Raw genomic sequence first — 18,745 nt, 5'->3', positions numbered from 1 at the left:
GAGGAGGAAAGCCTATCTGCAAGGAGCGCGCGTTTAAGAGAGAAATCGTCTCGGCGGTCACGTGGCCGAATCGCATCAGGACAATGCCGAAGGTGGTCGCTTTTCGTCAGCCGAGCGGACGCTTAGCCCTCCGGCACCGGTTTGATTTCTTTCACGTCTCCAAACGTTGACAGCGCTTTCGGCAATGCCTCACCAGAGCCGACGGCAAGGATCTTCAAGCGATCGGGGCGCAAGTGTTTCTTGGCGGCCGCTAAGACATTCTCCTTGGTCAGCTTCACCACCTTGGCGCGCAGCTGTTGAAGAAAGTCCTTCGGCAACCCGTCGTATTCCAACTCTATCAACCGGCTGACGATGGCCGACGGGCTGGAAAATGAGAAGACAAACGAATTCACATACGCTTCCTTCGCTTCGGCAAGCTCGGTATCGGTCACCGGTTCGGCGCGTATGCGTTCGATGTTCGCCACGAACCGCTCGATCACTTCCTGCGTGGAGGTCATCTTGGTTTCCGCCCGCATCAGCCAGACCCCTTGATCGTGCATTCCCGTATTGAGCCGGCTGCCGACCGAGTAGGCCAGCCCCCGCTTGGTCCGCACGTCGTTGAACAGGCGGCTGCGAAACGAACTTCCGCCCAAAATATCGTTCGCAATGGCTAATGCGACATAATCGGGATCATTTTCCTTGATCGAGAGATGCCCCACTCGAAGATGCGTCTGAGAAGTGTCCTTATCGACGAACCGGACGATCGGGCGAGACGCACCCGATTCCTGTGCATCCGGAATCTTCAACTCGGGCACAGACCCTCGCTTCCAATCTCCGAACGTTTTTCTGAGCGAGGTCAGCATGTCGTCTCTCTTGAAGTCACCGGTCACACCGAGGATCATGCCGTTCGGGTGAATCGTATTGTGATGAAACGCGACAAGATCGTCCCGCGTGATGCGCGAGATCGAGTCCACTGAACTTTCTCGCGCGGTCGGATGGTCCGTTCCATAGAGCAACTTGGCAAATTCCCGACTGACGACGGAGCCAGGGTTATCTTGCCGGCGACGGATCCCCTCCATGGCCTGTAACTTGGCCAGCTCGACACGCGCAGGTTCGAACGCCGGGGTTCGGATAAGACCCGCGAAGATCTCCAACCCCCGATCCACATCCTTGCTCAGAACGTCCAGGGATGCTGATCCGGATTGTCTGCTGATTCCGATGCTGACATCGATCGCAAATTGTTCCAACTCTGCATCAACCTGCTCTGCCGAAAGACTTCCCCCGCCGCCGGTGCGCATCACCACCCCGGTCATGGCCGCCAGTCCGACCTTATCGGTTGGATCAAGCCAACTCCCTGTTCGCATGGTGGCCGTCACGGTGACCAGCGGTAATTCATGGTCTTCCAACAGGTAGACGACCATGCCATTGCCGAGGACAACCCGCTCCGGCTCGGGCGGGGAAAACTCCACCGGCTTGAACGTCATGGTTCTGGGATCGCCGAAGGGCTGGTCGGCCGCACAAGCGATAGCTCCATCCATCAGCAACACGGTCGCCATGCAGAGCAGCATTCTCAACCGGGAAAGACTCCCCGCTTCTACCCCTTGTCTCTTTGCCCTCTTCATGGTCTCACCTCACCGGCCGGCACCGCCGCAATCGCCTTCGTGTTTTCCTTCTTCACGAGGACTGCGACAGTCCGATTCGACTTTGTAAAGTATTGCGTGGCCACTCGCTGCACATCGGCGGCCGTGACGTTGGCGACCTTGTCACGTGAGGTCAGGATATAGCGCCAGTCACCGGCGACTGCCTGATGCAACGCCAGTTGAGATGCCAAGCCGCTATTCGATCGCAGGCCCCGCACCAAATCGGCATCCAAATTGTTGAGTACCTTTTCCAACTCTTGGGACGAGACCGGCTCTCGTTTCAGGCGCTCAATCTCTTCATAGATGGCGGTTTCTACTTCTGTCGTCGTATGGGGGGCCAGCGGCGTCGCGGTGACGACGAACAGATTCGGCGCGCGCACTCCCGGATGACTGGCATCAGACCCGACTGAGGCGGCCAGTCGCTTCTCTCGCACCAACTTCTGATGCAAGCGAGAGGTGAGTCCGTCGCTCAGCACCGCGTCGAGCACATCGAATACATCGTCATCCGGATGCCTCAACGTCGGCTTGTGATACCCGATGACGATGGCCGGTTCGGCATCAAACTCCACTTCGACTCGCCGTTCGCCTCGCTGTTCCGGCTCAACCGTCACCAACGGCGGAGGCGGGGGCGCGGCAGGAATCTTTCCGAACGTGTGTTCAATCAACGCGATGACTTCCTTCGGATTGATATCGCCGACCAGCGCAATGGTGGCGCGATTCGGGCCGTACTGGGCCTTGAAAAAGGATTCGGTGGCGGCGGGTGTCAATGCCAGGATATCAGACCCCCATCCGATGGTGGGAATCCCGTAGCCGTGAGCGCGGAACGCGGTAGAGGTGAAGGTTTCGAACAGCAGACCGTTCGGACTGTCGTCGTTGCGCAGGCGCCGTTCTTCCATCACGACGCCGCGTTCTTTATAAAATTCGCGCAACACCGGATTGGCCATCCGATCCGATTCAATCGCCGCCCACAAAGGCAGCCGGTTGGACGGCAAACTGATCATGTAGCGCGTCAAATCTTTTCCAGTCGACGCGTTGAGTCCGACTCCGCCATGACGCTGGTACAGGAGGGCCATTTCATTGCCGACGACATACTGCGCAGCCTGCGTCTGCAGATCCAGGAGGCGCTTCTGCAGCGATTCGATCGCCGTTCGCTCCTCTACTGTCTCGCTCCCGTTTTTTGCGGCCGCATCACGCTGACGCAGGTCGAGTTCCGTTCCGACCAGTGTGATTTCATCCAAGATCGGCTTTTCTTTTTCATAGTTTGTCGTGCCGACCACACGCGTGCCCTTGAAGGCCATGTGTTCATAGAGATGCGCGAGACCGGTTTGGCCGACCTGCTCATTGATGCCGCCCACTGCGAACGTGATGTTGATCGAAACGACAGGCGTCTGATGCCGCTCCACCATGAGTACGGTCAGCCCATTGGCAAGCCGGTGCTCGATGACTCGCTCGGCAAGACCCGACGTGGCGGCGTACGACAGGGTGATGAGTAAGTGGAGGCTCAGCGTACTGAGCACGCAAACCCTAAGGACAAGACGACCAAATGCATGAACCGAGGTCCTGCTGCCGCCGTGTACTCTCATCCTCAACCTCTCATGACAGGTTATGTAAACAGCTCCATGAGTTGTTCCGGTTTTTCGATGAACCAATCGGGCTGACACGCGGCCATCCTCTCTCGATTCCCCATGCCATACCCGACCGCGCAGACGCGAATACCTGCGTTATGACCTCCATTGATATCATTGGTGCTGTCTCCGACGAGAACGGTTCGCTCCTTCGAGGCCCCCACCGTTTCTATGATATGCAGCAACATGCCGGGTTCCGGCTTGAGTCCGAATCCATTGTCTCCACCGACCATATACCGGAAATGTTGCGGACCTAACCCGTTCAAGATGACGCGCGTATATTCGATCGACTTGTTGGTCGCAATCGCTTTGTACGTATGGGTAAAGTGTTGCAGCATCGGTTCGATGCCGGGATAGAAGGTCGTCCGGTCCAAACAATGTTCGAGATAATGGCCCCGAAATACTTTCAAGGCCTCTTCGAATCTGACCTGATTGCCCTCACCGACCGCCAAACGCAGCAGTCGCTTCACACCGTCGCCGACGAACCCGAAAATTTCTTCGATGGGGCGCTCCGGCAATCCCAACTCGGCAAGCGTAAAATTGACGGATTGCGCGATATCCCACTTGGATTCGATGAGCGTACCATCCAGATCAAAAATCAAGAGATCTACGGGGGTCTTGACCATCATTGAGCCTTTCTCAAGGAGTCGATAAGCGCCGCGAGCACCATGCGTTGCGCGTCATCCTGCTCATGGGCTGCCGCGTCTCTCGCGAAACTCATCATCCGTTTCAGTCCGACGTGGGGAGGGATGACCGGCGAGATGATACGCCAGTAGTTCCCCACCACTTTCACGTGGAAACGAACCTCCTCGGTGGTTTCTTCAGACACGAAAGTGGCCGTCTCCAAATAGACCGAGCCCCGTACTTGAAACTTGACCGGAATGACTACTTCCAGGTTGCTGAGAATTTCCCATTTTCGATAATCATCCGGAACGCTGGTGTCCTGGACGACCACCACACGACCCCATGCCGGCTCCTCCTTCCAATCGATATAAGGCGTCAACGTGTCGAACGAGGGGGCGTCCAAGCGCGCGCCCCTCTGATCTAGGAGAACGTAGCGCTTGACGACCTCCGCCGGAGATCGTTTGATCGAGCCGCTGGGAGTGAGCTGTGCATTCGATACCGCTGCCGGAGTGAGGGCAACCAGCACGAGAAAGACATGCGCCAGACACTTGCGCAAAGCATTCACGCGTCCGAGCGAGCCGCTTTCACCCACAGCGTGTAGACTCCGCGCACTGGTTCATACAAATGACTCGGGTTCCTTTTTCTTTTGATGCAGACATCAGCCGGGTCATTCTAGCAAACAGCGCTGGATACATCCAGGCAACGACGTGAATGCCCGCTAGGGTGTTTGACCTTCCTGAAAGGAGGATGCTACGGTCGGTTCTCTGCATGGTCACGAGAGGAACCTGTGCTCAACCATCAGCAACGGCGGAATCAGCTCATTGGGCTTCTCGCCATCCTGTTATGCGTGATCGGCATGGTGTCCGCCGTCTCAATTCCCGCTGCCGACACCGGCGATGGTCCGTTTTGGGGCGACACCTCAACCAATCTTCCTTCTCCAATCGACAACCCATTCTCCCTCACAACCCCTCCCCAGAAAGCATACGATCTGCTCAAGCAGTTGGAAAATCGACGCGGTGCGCCTCTCCCCGGGTACATCGGTGGGCGCGATTTCCAGAATCGAGAACGGCTTCTTCCACGAGGTCGCTACCGAGAGTATGATGTCAATCCAAAGATCCCGGGACACAGGCGCGATGCTGAACGGATCGTCATCGAGCAGCGGACCGGAAAGGCGTACTACACGGGCGATCACTACCGAACATTTGTCCCTTTGAATTGAGGAATGTCCAAACCGGCGGATTCTGTATGACAGGGAAACCGACACTGTACACGCATCTGAGCAACGCCACGCCGCCTTGGTCAGGACTGCTTATTGTTCCTCGAGGAGCCCCGATCACAACGTTGGTGAAGGTTCCACCGGAATTCGTCGTGCGCACGATCCAAGGGAAGAAATGCCGGACTTCACCCGGTCTCTTTGATGAGTTCGCGCGGGTGCTTGCCTTTCCGGAGTACTTCGGACACAACTGGGACGCACTGGAGGAATGTCTTGCCGATTTTGAGTGGCTTCCGGCCAAAGGCTACATTTTCCTGATTACCGACGCGCACGCTGTGCTTCCCGATGATGAAGAGGAGTATGAAACGTTGTTGGAAGTCCTGAGTGACGCCGGCGAAGCCTGGAGCAAGGGGCAAACGGCCGATGGCCGGCGCGCGCCATTCCATGTGTGCTTTTTGGTGACTGAACAGGACAAATCGAGTCGGAAGCGCTGGGAATTAGAAGAGTTCTCCTCCGCAGAGCGGAAGGCGCCTAAGACGAAAGCCCGCTCTAAACATTCGGCCAAACCCTCCCAGAAATAGACCGCCGTTCACGTGCTTCGGAAACAGGTCACAATAGGATTGGGACGCTAGAAGCGTGATTTCGAGGCGAAACCCTTAAGGCCAACATAGAATTGAACAGCCGACAACACCACCCGGCGGACACGCGAGGGTCGCGCTCTCATCCCAGTGATGGATGAGAAGGATCGACTTATACTCCGATGCGCCGTCCAGCGAATTCGCACCGCCTGCTCATGCTCAAGACAAATACTGTGGGTCTCACGCTGGTCGTCCAGCGGCGCCTTTTCTCCAACCCACCCGTCTCGACCTTCTCCGCGACACCAGGAACAGATGACCTTCATGTCTCTCACCCTCTTGATCACGCATGAACACAGCAAGAATTACGCCGTCATGCGTGAGTACCGATAGAGAAGAGAAATCAAAGGAATATTCGGCTTCCAATCGAAGCTCCCATCCGTCCGCTGTATCGAAATTGAGAGAAGTGTATCTCTTACGACATTTTTTGACTTTGATCGGTCGCCTCCCAACTCATGGCGCAATGATGCGTTTCTTGACCATCTCTCATACCACGTGATAGGGTGCGCCCCCGTTATGAACACATCCCGTTCCGCCAAGCTTTTCACCGAAGCGCAGCAACTCATCCCTGGTGGCGTCAATAGCCCTGTTCGGGCCTTTCGTTCGGTCGGTGGGCAGCCGCGATTCATCGCACGCGCAAAAGGATCACGGCTCTATGATGTGGACAAGAACGTCTACATTGACTATGTCCTTTCTTGGGGGCCGATGATTTTGGGGCATGCCCATTCGGCGGTGATTACCTCGATCAAGAACGCGGCTGGGCGAGGGACCAGTTACGGGGCTCCGACTGAATCGGAAGTCTCACTGGCCAAAGAAATCCGCAACGCCTTCCCTTCCATGGAAAAGATTCGGCTGGTCAGCTCCGGGACCGAGGCCGTGATGAGCGCGATCCGAGTGGCGCGGGGGTTTACCAAACGAACGGCCGTCATGAAGTTCGAAGGGTGCTACCACGGGCATGGCGATTACCTGCTGGCAAAGGCCGGATCAGGGTTGGCAACATTGGGGATTCCGGACTCACCGGGCGTACCTGAAGACTTTGCCAAGCATACTTTGACGGCTCCCTATAACGACATTCGGACAGTCCAGCAGCTTATTGCCGCCAACCGCGACCGGCTTGCCTGCATTATCGTTGAGCCGATCGCCGGCAACATGGGCGTCGTCCCTCCTGCTCCCGACTTCTTATCCACACTCAGACAACTGACCACCGACCACAACATTCTCTTGATTTTCGATGAAGTCATCTCCGGTTTCCGCGTCGGTTACGGAGGCGCGCAGGCGCTCTACGGCATCACGCCTGACCTCACGGTCCTTGGGAAAATTATCGGTGGTGGATTACCGGTCGGTGCTTATGGCGGGCGGAAAGAGATCATGGATCTCATCGCGCCGGTCGGACCGGTATATCAAGCCGGTACGCTCTCCGGTAATCCGCTGGCAGTCTCCGCGGGATTGGCGACGCTCAAACAGTTGCGGGCACGAGGCATTTACAGGCAACTTGAGGAGCGATCTGCCGCCCTGGATAAAGGGATCGGCGAGGCTGCAAAAAAATCAGGAATTCCCGTCACACAAACCCGGGTCGGATCGATGCTGACGACCTTCTTTACTCCGGGTCCGGTTGTGGATTGGAATACGGCGAAATTATCGGACACAAAGCGGTACGGCCAGTTTTTTCACCGCATGTTGGAGCAGGGAATCTATCTCGCGCCTTCTCAATTCGAAGCCGCCTTTCTCTCCACTGCCCATAGCGCGCAGGACATTGAGAAGACCATCAGAGCTGCCCACACCGCCTTCAAAAAACTCTAATCGAGTCCCTCCTGAAGCGCCGCTCGTATCTCGTAGGATACATAATCAATCTATTTGGATACAGTAGACGCTGGGAGTTCTTTCGCGCTTCACGTTCGCCTATTCGTCGTCATCGTCTTCTGCTTCCAGAGCCTCCTGCCTCTTCTGTTCTTCCATCGCGTTATGGAGCAACATACGGATAAACATTGAATACAGCGACCCTTTCTCCAACGTTCCGCCCGGCGGGATGGCGATTTTCCCTTCCTTGATCATGCGGTCCATCCAGACTTTTTGATCCGGGGCAATCAAGACAGGAATCTCAACCAGCCCCACACGTCCCATCATATCCATAGCTTCGACCTCCGTGATCTGTATCTCGTTCCTCGTGAAGCGTATCTCGTGGGACAGACTCGTTCCAAAAGCGAGATACGAACCCATTCCAGCATGCTGTTTTGAACATTGTCAATCGATCAAATTTGGCACGACACCTGCGTACGTACACAGGCTATGAACCCGCGCCCAATAACGATCCTAGCCAGGTTGCTCGTCTGCGGGATGTTGTGTGTCCCATCTCCACCTGACGCCCACGCACAGCGCCTACAGAAATCCGACATCGGTTCAACGCTGGAACCGCAGTGTGACCTCTGCTGGTATCCATCGCCGAACGAGCCACACTCGGATCGCCTCCCCACATACAGGCAGCGTCGGCCCCCACGTCCCCCGGACAGCCGACCACAACGCTATCCCAAAGGCCGTTACAAGCTAGGTCCCATACATAAGCAGTCTCGGCTCTCAACCCTTCGAGCGCGGTCTAGGCACGAGATGCGACTACTGAGTACCTTACACGTGCGGGCAGTCGATGGCGATACCATTCGCGTCGGAGCCGAGCGTATCAGACTTCGTGGGATTGACACGCCGGAAATGAGTGAGTTCGCCGGCCCGGCAGCCAAGCAACGACTGGAAGAGTTGCTTCGCCGAGGACCGATCCGCATCGTCCCCAAGGGCCGAGATGTCTACAATCGTCTCGTCGCCGACGTGTTCGTGAACGAACAGAATGTGGCGGAGACGTTAATCATAGAGGGATATGAAAAGCCACGGTCATAGGGAATCACATCGCATCATACTAGAGCACGACTAGCAAAGTTACGGGGCTGTACAAGCAACATGGCCCCCCGAGATTTAGTCCATTGTTCCTTAGTCTGAAGCAGAGTAGATGAATCCATGTCGCGCTGCTACTGTTCGCACCGTAAAATACCCTGCGAAGCGCTAATAGATGACCGTGTTCTGACGATAGTTCAGTCGATGAATGAGCAGGGGAAATAGGAAATGACGGTCGGAACAAGCAGAATTGGCCATTGGCAGCAGTCGAACGCATTCAGTCAGTTGTAATGACACTGTATTTCATTCTTTCGATCAACAAAGGGTTTCTGGCAACGTGACGCTCATAAACCGCTGCTGGTTGATTTTGCCTCGCTCGATTCAAAAGGATTCAACAGGGATGTTCTCCGATTCTCCGACATCCTCTGTACCTATTCCGATTCATGGTGGAATCAATTCAGATACAGGCGCATACTGTCCAACTTCGAAGCACATCGTTCAGGCTATTGAAATGCCTCGCTTTCTATGTGGCAACACACGTGGCGCAAGAAATGCTATGGCTGATTGCTTGTACACGCGCCGTGACGCGACATCACCGTACTTGAACTAGATCGAGCTTCCTTAACGTGAAAACATATCGGGAGTGAGTGTGTTCCTCCATATAGCCCTGCAAGAAGGATTCAAACAGGATGCGCTTGAGATCCGTGTCAATGGGAAAGAAGTATACAAAAAAGAGGGTGTAACCACGCGCCTACAGACAGGTTTCGCTGATGCCATGGAAACTGATGTGCGGACGCCTCACGTCACCATTGAAATCAACCTTTCAAACAAACAGATTTCTCAGATGCTTAATCTCGATATCGTCCAACCGACCTATCTCGGTATTTCTATGACGGCCGAAGGCCGGGTCGAGCATCGGATCTCATTTGAACCGTTTGGCTATCTGTAGCCCTCACGTGAATGTTTGTCGACCTGATGACCAGACAACTGAAACGGAGACTTCAGTGACAGAGTGTGTTTCCCGATAGCTGCAGACCCACGCATCATTCTAGCGGAAAGGAGATTCCCATGAATGAACATGAACAGTTCTATGAAGATGACGACGCAGTGTCGGCGGAGGCGGCACCCACTGCCGATACTCCACTTTTGCCGATCTTTCCTTGGCCGCCACGATTGAGAGTCAGCGGCCTCTATACCGCGCCACAAATCAAGTTCCCGCCGATCCCCATTCCCACGCCGATTCCGGTGAGTCCCATTCCGATACCGCAGCCATCGTCCGACGACCAATTTCCTGCCGGATTGAGCCACGAAGTCGATGCATTATCTTCCAAGATCTTCAGGCGCGAAGAGTTGCGTCTCGATGTGGATGGGAGATACCCGCAGATGACGGCCAGCGGAACAATTTCTGGTTCGTTGGCCAAACGGGTGCATTGGATCGCGAAATTGACTGCAACAGGGACGGGCGCATGGTCCGGATCCATCTGGTACAAGGACGGCGATGTGTCCACACTATTTCCTTACACAACGGTGGATATTAGTGCCAGCGGAAGTCTTCTCCCGACTGCCAAAACTGCAACTGTTCGCTTCTACGGCGGAGGAACGGCCGTTCGTACCAGAATCTTCAAGTACAAATCGCCCTACTTCCGACGAGTTGAGTTCGAGTTCGACTCTGCCACTGGAGTGACCGCAACAACGAGCATCAACACCCATGCCCATCCAAATCGGCCGGCCACGCTGCCGAATGAAACCTTGTCGATCGAAACCGTGTACCGACGGGCCGGATTCGACGTCAAGAGATCAGGAGATTCAATCGTACCCATCGCTGGAGCCGGTTCGAATGCACAATGGAGTGACAATGAAATGCACGATGCAATGCAGGTCTACTGGTCGCGCTTTTCAGCCAAGGCTCAGTGGTCGCTCTGGGTATTGTTCGCCTCGCAGCACGAGCAGGGGACGAGCCTTGGGGGCATCATGTTCGATGACATCGGCCCGAACCATCGGCAGGGAACGGCCATGTTCAACGATTCCTTCATCTCGACGCCACCTGCCGGCGACGCGGCTCCAGCGGCCTGGATCCAACGGATGCGATTCTGGACCGCGTGCCACGAAATGGGGCACGCTTTCAATCTCGCCCACTCCTGGCAGAAATCCCATCCCCCAGATTGGGGCACCCCGTGGATTCCTTTGTTGAATGAACCGGAAGCCCGCAGCTTCATGAATTATCCATACAATGTATCCGGAGGACAAACCGCATTCTTTGCTGATTTCGCCTATCAGTTCAGTGACAACGAGTTGCTGTTCATGCGGCATGCGCCTGAGCGGTTTGTCCAGATGGGAAATGCTAATTGGTTCGATCACCACGGATTTGAACAAGCAAATCGCTCTCCAGAACCTGCTCTGAAACTCAACCTTCGCGTGGATCGGGCGACCGCGATGTACCAATTCCTTGAGCCTGTCGTGCTGGAGTTGAAACTCACCAATATCTCATCACGCCCCGTTGTCATTGAGAAAGAATTACTCTCCATGACCGACCACATGACGGTTATCATCAAAAAGCGGGGCAAGGAAGCCCGGCAGTACATCCCCTTCGCATCGTACTGCTACGACCAGCAAGCTCGCGCTTTGATGCCTGGAGACTTCATGACGGATTCACTTTTTGTCTCCGTCGGAAGAAATGGGTGGGACATCGCCGAACCCGGCTATTACACCATTCAGATCGCCCTTCATATGGAGACGGAGGATATTGTGTCTGACCCGTTGACCATTCGCGTTGCACCTCCCCGTGGCTATGACGAAGAATTCCTGTCACAAGACTTCTTTTCAGAAGTTGTCGGGCGGATTCTCAACTTTGACGGTAGTCAGGCCCTCCGAAGCGGAAACGATACATTGCGCGAAGTCTGTGATCGACTCAGCGACCGTGCCGTCTCAACGCATGCGCGGATTGCACTGGCTGCCCCGCTCGCTCAAGAGTATAAAGCCCTGGATTTGGGAGATCGGACGGGACCGATCCTATCCGCCAAGGACGCTGGTGGCCGTATTCTCATGACGCCGGCAAAGCTTGAGGAAGCAAAACAGCTTTACTCGGACGCGTTGCTCGATAAGAAAGACCGCGCCATTTCAACCCTGGGGAGGACCGACTATGAGCATTACCTGGGGCGATTCAGCCGCTTCTTGGAAGGCCGCGGTGCCGTACCCAACAAGGACGCAAAGGACAGCAGGCGGGAATCCAAGAGAGAGAAAAGCAGCGACGTTGACCGCATCCTAAGGGTGGTCAAGGAAACCCTCTCGGAACTTAAGGAACACGTGCATTCTTCTTAGGAGTCGAAGCCTAACGCTCCACACGCAGGGCTGGCGCGAACACGCAGCCGGCCCTGCAACCTCAATTGAGGCAAGGAGAAGTTGCCCACACATGGAAGAACTTACATGCCTGGATTTTTTCTGGGGTTGAACTGTATACCTGGGTGTGCGAAGCAACCCTACCAACCCCGCAACACCGCATGGACATGCGTACGGGGTCCTAATCAGACGTCAGTCACATCCGTCGATGTCTATTTCGCGATGGAGTGCCGGCCGCGCAACTAATACGTCAGATAGCGTGAGCAGCATTCGTATCCTCTGCAACCGGTTCAGCCCTGAAAAACGCATGGGGCTGCATCGATGGACAGACTATTGAACAAGCAGCCGGCAATGAATACAATTCCACACCTATGTCCGTTCTCTATCTCATCGTCATCGGCGCATTCCTCATGGCACCATCTACCCACGCGGCAAGTCCTCTGGCCGCTCAAGTCTGTAGTCTGCTGTCATCTCCCTCGCTCGTATCCATCCAGGCCAGGATGGGTACCGGTGAGGGCTGCGCATGGCAGTGGCCAAACGCGCAGACGTTGTCGGTGTATGTGCACATCGATCAGCAACCCGAAACGGTGGCTATGATGAAAGAGACGATGGAGACGATTCTGAAGAACCCGGTGTTCAAAAAAACGGCGTTCCCAGTCTGCACGGAAGGTGACCTGGTGACCGGAGATTTTCGGAACGGGACCGGTCCGGGTGGGACAGGGTACACACAATGTTCCGGGTTCGTGCTGACTTTCAGCTTCCAGGGCGCTGTTGCACACAGCCACCTGGCTGAAGTCGCGAAGCAACTTTCCAGCAAACCTTTCGCCCGTTAATTTGCTCGATCCGACGACTGAGATACTCTTTCACGGTTGAGGTGAATGGGAAATACGGCGAGATGGCATAATCCTAGTACTGAAAGGGTGTGAGCATGAAGAATGTCGAGATGAGCGTTGAGGGATCTATGTTGACGATCAGGGTGGATCTCTCGAAGGAATTCGGTCCGTCCTCAACCGGCAAAACGATTATCATCGCTTCGACGGAAGGAAATGTGACAGTTCCGAATCGGCAAGAGAAAGTCGGGCTCAATGTGTATAGGAAAAAGTAGCTCTTCTCGCAGCCATTTGGCCCTATCTTCTTCACTACCAGGGTGCCTTCTTTTTTTAACCAGCCCTTGACAGATGCCAAACATCGCTCCTGGCCTATGGATTAGGCTGTGATCCCCAGAAAATTCAGGAGGCTGTGGATAGCGATCCAAATAGTTGCACTGATAACGACTCTGTTACGGTCAACTTTTCGGCACCAAGCACAGATTGCTAGGAATGCGGTGAAAACGTTTAGAAGGAACCCTTGGACCACTATTAGTTGTGCCTCAACTGTTCTGGTACAGACGCCTAAATAATAGGCAGTTTGATAAATAAATACGCCATTGGGGCACGCTTTTGTATCCCGTGTGAGTTATTCACACGGTTATCCACAGAAGGTGGGGACTAAATTTCGTGGCAATCACAGCTTGCCCAGGAACCGTGAGGATCAACCGTTCCGGAGATTTTCTTCTCGTTTCTTGACACATTCCTTGTGTTTCTCCGACAATCTCACAACTTTCATGAGCTCCGAACACGTCCCCTCACGGAAGTAGTCGGGCAGATGTGAGGGTGCGCCGCAGCTCAGACGAGGGAAGCTGTTTTTAAATGGGAAAGTTTGGCAGGCTCCCAACCCCACCAATCTCCCCAGACCTTGCCCCTTGAGGTCCATCATAGCCATCAGCCGGTAGTCACATGAACGATCGCTTGAGGTAACGGTGAAAACATTTCGTCTTATGGCACTTGGCATTGTCTCATCGCTATTCCTCGTCGCCTGCGCGTCACAGACGAAGCAACCGGTAGGAGATCCATCCGCAAGGATCACCGCAACCGGGTACTCACAGGATGGCTGTTTGCTCAATCTGAAACTGGAAGCGCGCCAGAGGAACCTGCGGTTGAATCCCGAGGATGTGGAAGTACACACCAATTGGGTCTCCTTTTTCTTCCCAATTTTGAATCATGAAGGCTATAAATGTTCGGCAAGTGGAATTGAACGGGACAAGCGGATTTTTGGCAAGGATCCTTTCTACCCTGTTGAGTGATACGGACCAAACGCCGACCGTTGCCCACCGTTATCCCGCTTGATTAAACCGAACAAAGCCGAAATGACGCGCTCCCGGAACGCGCGAAGACCTTGATTGAAAAGTGATTCTGGAAGGGAATAGGATAGGGCGAATGTTTTCGTTCGCTGTCTCACTGATGAAGAGGCGCATCGACGTTTTTCATGGTAGAACTCTGACTCTTCAACGGTTGTTGCAGTGCGGATTTCTCCTGAATAGCGTTCTGGAGCCCTGAGATCCGACGGAGATCCTCCCACTCTATCTTGCGATCACTGTACGTTATTATCCAAGGAAGTGAGATACAGCCATGAAGTTACTTGCGTTGGCCCTGGCATCGACCTTCACGCCGATCAACGGACACGTTCCGAGCATCGCAGCCGGCTTTCAGGCGACAAGTGGCACCTCGACATGGAGTCTGATCGCAACGCCTCTCTACAAGGTCCACGACGACCATTTCCCCCAGAATAAGTATTCGTTCCCGCCCCAAACCTCGAAAGGCCAAGCAGAGAAGGAGCCGTCGTTGGACAAGCTTCAGCAACAGCTCTCAGCGAAAGAGAAAGAACTGTCTCTACTGCGGGAGAAGGCAGGAGCGACCAATGATCTCCTGAATGTCGAAAAACAACGCGCCGGTGTTTTGGAGACACAGCTTGCCCAAAAAGAGCAGGAGATCAAAGCACTGCGTGACCGAGAAGATTCGCACAAGCAGCCGTCCCAAGAGCTGAGCATGACGAAAAGCGACCTGCAGCAAGCGAAACAACGCATCGACGATCTCGAGCGACAACTTGCGGTCAGCAGTCTCGAGAATGCAAAACGCCGAATCGGCGAACTCGAGCGTCAGCTCGATGCAGAAAAGAGAGAGACCACAGTCCCACGATCAACTTCCGACGACAATTCCACACTCAACGGGGATATGTCCGCACAGACGGAAGAGTTCACGCAAGCCAAGAACAGAGTGGTTGAGTTAGAACAACAACTTGCAGGAAAAGAGCAGGATCTGGCACGGGTCAAGGACAACCTCAGTCAAGTCACGCAAAAGCTGGCTGACCTTGACCCACAGCTCACGGCGAGAAATGCAGAACTCGCGCAGGCGAAGCAATTGCTCGCAGAGATGGAGCGTAATTCTGCGAAGCAAGGCGACGCGGCCCCTGCTCAAGATCCCCACCCAGTTCGTCCGGAGGATGCGAAAGCCATAGGAAGTGATCTCATCAAGGTCAGTGAAAGTCTCAGCAGCGCACTCCAGGATGAACTGAAGAAAGGTCGTGTGGGCTTACGACAGCGGGGCAATAAACTGACCTTGGCGTTGGCGACCGGCGAGTTATTCGGTTCAGGCGAAGTGACGATGACCCCGGGAGGCACCTCGTTGCTCGAACGGATCGGGGCGATCTTGCATGATTTCCGTTACCAGAGCATCGAAGTGGCCGGACATACCGACAGCAAGCCCGTCCGAAGCGACCCTCGCAGAACGTTTCGAGACAATATCGAACTCTCCCAGGCACGAGCGGAACACGCCGGTCAGGCTTTGATCGGCAGCGGGGTCGAAGCCGATCGAGTCAAATCGGTCGGATACGCGGCCACCAGACCCATCGCGACCAACGATACCGATAAAGGTCGGAGTAAAAACAGACGGGTGGAGATCATCGTCACTCAGTGGTCAGAACCCAGTATCTTGTCGGGCGAGAAAGACAAACACGTCGGCAAGAAATCCCGAGTGGCTTCCCGCCACCACAAGGGAGTCACTCAACGTGTGGTGAATCGTTGACGCGACAGAGGAGACTTCACACGGCCCTGTCGGGTGACCTGATCGCCACGCTCTAGAGTACCCATCATCCATGATCCGCGCCGATCTATCTGCTAGGCGCGAGGCAGCAAACGGTCATCCTCAATTTCGTAGCACCGGCATAGTCTGACGTCTGCGGCATGAGCTCCCCCCATCCGGGCAAACTCCGTGATGAAGCTCAGGAGGGATGCTGAGGGCCTCAAGTCTGGGATTGAGCGGGATCGACTCGCACGCGAACTGCGATGGATGAGCCGGGAACATCATGAACCTCACCGAAGTCCGCTCCGGTGAGGACCAGAATATCCCCGGACTCTACCTGTGTTTCGTTAGAAATCTCCGGCTTTCACGTAGGGATGGCTCCACAGCGTCACCTGAAGCAGGCAGGATTTCACCCATGCAGCATACATCTTCTCAACGTCCTCAGCGGAGTGACCTTTCTTGGCAAGAAACGGTTTGAGCGTAAAGGTCACCGGAAAGATGAGCGCGAAGAGATCGCGAAACGGGACGACTTCAGCCGATGCGGCCGCATTGTCCGTACGGTTCTTCTTGGTGCGATGATGCCGCAAGCCGATCTCGTGCTGATAATCGAGCCATTTCTGGTCGTATTCCGCACGGGCCGTGTCGAGAATCCATTGGCCGAACCGCTTGCGCACGCCGCCTAGATAATCACCGAGCGGCTTGCCGTCGCCCTTGCCCAAGAAGGACTTGAGCAGATGGGGCTGGGATCCGACGAACCCATACCAGACGTCGAGGATCGCCTCGACTTGATCCTTTACCACGTCGAGCGACAGACGCAAATACTTCACATCCTCGTCGCCGAACAAGGCGCTCTTTTTCATCAACTCGAAATCGGCAACTGTCACAGGGGACGTTGCAACCGCGGGGGTGCCGTACGTGTAACCGGGAATAGTTGTCTGGTGACTCATTACACGACTCCTTTCTTTTTTTCGAATGTACGTAGTAGGTAGTTTCAAGTCAAGGCACAAAGCTACGAGGCGTTGTTGTGGATACGCGATCGGCGGCGGCACTTGCCGAATGCGGGAGTTCCACGCGCTGTTTTCGCGTTAGGATCTGGCCGTGGATGAAGGATGGATCGCCGACTGAAGCGCAGCGACCATGGTTCTGTCCAGACGTTTGATTTTTCCGTTCCCGTCCGTCGCCGCCAACCGGGCCGAGCCTTTCACAACCACGCGGCCGCTCGCCTTCTCACACACGACATGCGAAAAGGTCAACGCAGCCCGGGTCACATCGCCCACTTCCGTTTCGACGACCAACGTTTCTCCGTATCGACCCGGCGAGCAATACGCCACTTCGGCGTGCACCACCACGAAGAGAATGCTCTGTTTCATCAATGCCGCAACCGAATACCCTCGCGCTTCAAGATACTCGGTACGGGCGCGCTCAAAATATTTCAGATAATTCGCGTAATAGACCACCCCGCCGCAGTCGGTGTCTTCGTAGTAGATCTTAATCTCCATGGGAGCAGATGGCCGAGAGCTGATTGCCAATTGGGCCAATAGGGATGGACAACCTATGAAGCTTTTAAAGACTCAGGACCGGAAACTTCGGTAACGACGACTCTGCAACCCCGGTGAGTCGGACGATCACATCGTACAACTGCTGCACTCGTTCCGATTTGATGGGCTCGAAGCCATGACCCAACACGGCATGGTTCGCTGCATCAAGCAGGGGTTTCATCTTCTGCCATTCCCTGAGGAAGGTTTGTCCCAGTTGATCACCCAACCCGGCCAGCACACGAAACTGTGCCTGCAGCGGCAGCTTGTACTTGCCGTCGATGTCTTCGAGATAACAGGTGCGACACATTTCCTGAAGCGCCTGCGGGAGTTGCTCGGGCGACACATCCCAGCTCTTCATCTTGTGCGCTTTGTGGAGTCGGACCTGGGCAAATGCCTCCAGAGCACGGACGAGTGCGACCATGGCCGCTTCGGGATCGCGTCCGGCAAGGAGCCTTCTGCCTGCATGCGCCAAGAGATCCAACGGCACGAATTCTTTGACCTCAGCGGAATCGAGGACGATCTTTTCAAGGAAGCCGGCATTAGCCTTGATGGGAGGCACGACCGACTTCAAGCCAGGCGGCCCCCCCCAGAGTGAAGCCATTTCTAAAGCCTTCGTCGCAGTTTTCAATTTGTCCCAAGCCTGACGATAGTGAAACCGCTCCCACAATTCATAGCCGTCAGCTAAATCCGTCAACGCTCGATACAGCGGCTTCTGCCCACCACTGACCCGCAGTTCCACATCATGAAAGAACTTGGCGGCAGCGTGGAAGAGTCCCCGGTTGAATAGCTCACATCCTTCACGTCGTGAGACCGTCGCGTGCTCATCCCACGGATTACTCTGCGTCCAGACGAGGGTCTTCGTGCCCAACTCAATGCGATCGCCATCCAGTCCTTCGCGAGCCGGGCTCAGTTCGACCAGCCGAGAAGTCCACGGCAGCGCCACCACAGTGAGCGCTCCCGCCATCGCCGGTGTCGCCCCAGTCAAGTCCACCACCAACTCACCAGGCTGTACCTCCCACGTCCGCAGCAGTTCAGGCAACGTCCGCGCAAGCGTCTGATAGGAGGCCGGGAACTCAGCGGTTTCCCCCATCACAATCCAATCCCACCGTTTCGGCATCTGCTGGATCTTCGGTTGTACGTCAGACTCCACCAAGGCCTTACTCGCTTCCGGCAACACAAAACACAAGGCCTCCGGCGTGAGTCGGTTGATCGAATAGACCGCCGACATCGCGTCCTCGACCAATGCGATTACGAGAGCCTTGATGGGTTGATCTTTTGCCATCGCGCGACGACTATACCATCGGCCTAACCTGCGTTCAATTTGACGCAGCAAGATCTTCTGAAGATAGCTCCCAACCTTGACAGCATAGACTCCCTTCCCT

General features: G+C 55.1%; 18 protein-coding genes. 10 read left to right on the top strand and 8 right to left on the bottom strand.

All coding sequences use genetic code 11. The features are described 5' to 3' along the window. Positions 1–122: 122 nt before the first annotated feature. The 4 genes from H8K04_02160 to H8K04_02145 are packed head-to-tail and all read right to left on the bottom strand — an operon-like array spanning position 123 to position 4,460. A complete protein-coding gene (locus H8K04_02160) occupies positions 123–1,601 on the bottom strand; it encodes an insulinase family protein (protein ID UVT16390.1) in 1,479 nt (492 codons plus the stop codon). Then, positions 1,598–3,202, bottom strand: coding sequence for an insulinase family protein (locus H8K04_02155; protein UVT16389.1), 1,605 nt, complete (start codon positions 3,200–3,202; stop codon positions 1,598–1,600). Before H8K04_02155 ends, H8K04_02160 begins: the two co-directional genes overlap by 4 nt. 20 nt (positions 3,203–3,222) lie before the next feature. Beyond that, positions 3,223–3,873, bottom strand: coding sequence for an HAD-IA family hydrolase (locus H8K04_02150; protein UVT16388.1), 651 nt, complete (start codon positions 3,871–3,873; stop codon positions 3,223–3,225). After that, positions 3,870–4,460: a hypothetical protein gene (locus tag H8K04_02145; GenBank protein ID UVT16387.1), complete on the bottom strand. Its 591-nt coding sequence runs from the start codon at positions 4,458–4,460 to the stop codon at positions 3,870–3,872. Before H8K04_02145 ends, H8K04_02150 begins: the two co-directional genes overlap by 4 nt. Positions 4,461–4,724: 264 nt before the next feature. On the opposite strand from H8K04_02145, the gene H8K04_02140 reads away from it, so the two are divergent. The 3 genes from H8K04_02140 (at position 4,725) to hemL (ending at position 7,516) form a co-directional block, all read left to right on the top strand. Beyond that, the gene (locus H8K04_02140) at positions 4,725–5,087 is read left to right on the top strand and encodes a hypothetical protein (GenBank protein ID UVT17834.1); all 363 of its coding nucleotides are present in this window, start codon (positions 4,725–4,727) and stop codon (positions 5,085–5,087) included. A gap of 26 nt (positions 5,088–5,113) precedes the next feature. Next, positions 5,114–5,662 (top strand): barstar family protein, encoded by a 549-nt coding sequence (locus H8K04_02135; protein UVT16386.1) that lies wholly within the window; start codon positions 5,114–5,116, stop codon positions 5,660–5,662. Between the two features lie 570 nt (positions 5,663–6,232). Continuing rightward, positions 6,233–7,516 carry a glutamate-1-semialdehyde 2,1-aminomutase gene (gene hemL / locus H8K04_02130; GenBank protein ID UVT16385.1) on the top strand — a complete coding sequence of 428 codons (1,284 nt, stop codon included), beginning with the start codon at positions 6,233–6,235 and terminating at the stop codon, positions 7,514–7,516. A 99-nt stretch (positions 7,517–7,615) separates the two neighbouring features. On the opposite strand, the gene H8K04_02125 is transcribed toward hemL, so the two are convergent. Continuing rightward, positions 7,616–7,933, bottom strand: coding sequence for a hypothetical protein (locus H8K04_02125; GenBank protein UVT16384.1), 318 nt, complete (start codon positions 7,931–7,933; stop codon positions 7,616–7,618). A 384-nt stretch (positions 7,934–8,317) separates the two neighbouring features. On the opposite strand from H8K04_02125, the gene H8K04_02120 reads away from it, so the two are divergent. The 7 genes from H8K04_02120 to H8K04_02090 all read left to right on the top strand — a co-directional run bounded on the left by H8K04_02120 (position 8,318) and on the right by H8K04_02090 (position 15,828). Beyond that, a complete protein-coding gene (locus H8K04_02120) occupies positions 8,318–8,599 on the top strand; it encodes a thermonuclease family protein (protein UVT16383.1) in 282 nt (93 codons plus the stop codon). A 643-nt stretch (positions 8,600–9,242) separates the two neighbouring features. Next, positions 9,243–9,542, top strand: a complete 300-nt coding sequence (locus H8K04_02115; GenBank protein ID UVT16382.1) for a hypothetical protein — start codon at positions 9,243–9,245, stop codon at positions 9,540–9,542. A 119-nt stretch (positions 9,543–9,661) separates the two neighbouring features. Next, positions 9,662–11,911, top strand: coding sequence for a hypothetical protein (locus H8K04_02110; protein UVT16381.1), 2,250 nt, complete (start codon positions 9,662–9,664; stop codon positions 11,909–11,911). A gap of 389 nt (positions 11,912–12,300) precedes the next feature. Beyond that, positions 12,301–12,762, top strand: a complete 462-nt coding sequence (locus H8K04_02105) for a hypothetical protein (GenBank protein ID UVT16380.1) — start codon at positions 12,301–12,303, stop codon at positions 12,760–12,762. 95 nt (positions 12,763–12,857) lie between these two features. Continuing rightward, positions 12,858–13,034: a hypothetical protein gene (locus H8K04_02100; protein ID UVT16379.1), complete on the top strand. Its 177-nt coding sequence runs from the start codon at positions 12,858–12,860 to the stop codon at positions 13,032–13,034. 828 nt (positions 13,035–13,862) lie between these two features. Further along, complete coding sequence (locus H8K04_02095) at positions 13,863–14,051, top strand: hypothetical protein (protein ID UVT16378.1); 189 nt, start codon at positions 13,863–13,865, stop codon at positions 14,049–14,051. Between the two features lie 325 nt (positions 14,052–14,376). Next, positions 14,377–15,828 (top strand): OmpA family protein, encoded by a 1,452-nt coding sequence (locus H8K04_02090; protein UVT16377.1) that lies wholly within the window; start codon positions 14,377–14,379, stop codon positions 15,826–15,828. A gap of 344 nt (positions 15,829–16,172) precedes the next feature. Here H8K04_02090 and H8K04_02085 read toward each other — a convergent pair whose 3' ends face one another. The 3 genes from H8K04_02085 to H8K04_02075 all read right to left on the bottom strand — a co-directional run bounded on the left by H8K04_02085 (position 16,173) and on the right by H8K04_02075 (position 18,645). After that, positions 16,173–16,772, bottom strand: a complete 600-nt coding sequence (locus H8K04_02085; GenBank protein UVT16376.1) for a protogloblin ApPgb — start codon at positions 16,770–16,772, stop codon at positions 16,173–16,175. A 138-nt stretch (positions 16,773–16,910) separates the two neighbouring features. Beyond that, positions 16,911–17,324 carry a YbgC/FadM family acyl-CoA thioesterase gene (locus H8K04_02080; GenBank protein UVT16375.1) on the bottom strand — a complete coding sequence of 138 codons (414 nt, stop codon included), beginning with the start codon at positions 17,322–17,324 and terminating at the stop codon, positions 16,911–16,913. A 64-nt stretch (positions 17,325–17,388) separates the two neighbouring features. Then, complete coding sequence (locus H8K04_02075) at positions 17,389–18,645, bottom strand: TIGR02710 family CRISPR-associated protein (GenBank protein UVT16374.1); 1,257 nt, start codon at positions 18,643–18,645, stop codon at positions 17,389–17,391. Between the last annotated feature and the right edge of the window lie 100 nt (positions 18,646–18,745).

The organism is Nitrospira sp. (genome assembly GCA_024760525.1).
Lineage (GTDB): Bacteria > Nitrospirota > Nitrospiria > Nitrospirales > Nitrospiraceae > Nitrospira_D.
Note: the sequence above shows the minus strand (reverse complement) of the source record. Positions and strands in the feature narration are given on the sequence as shown.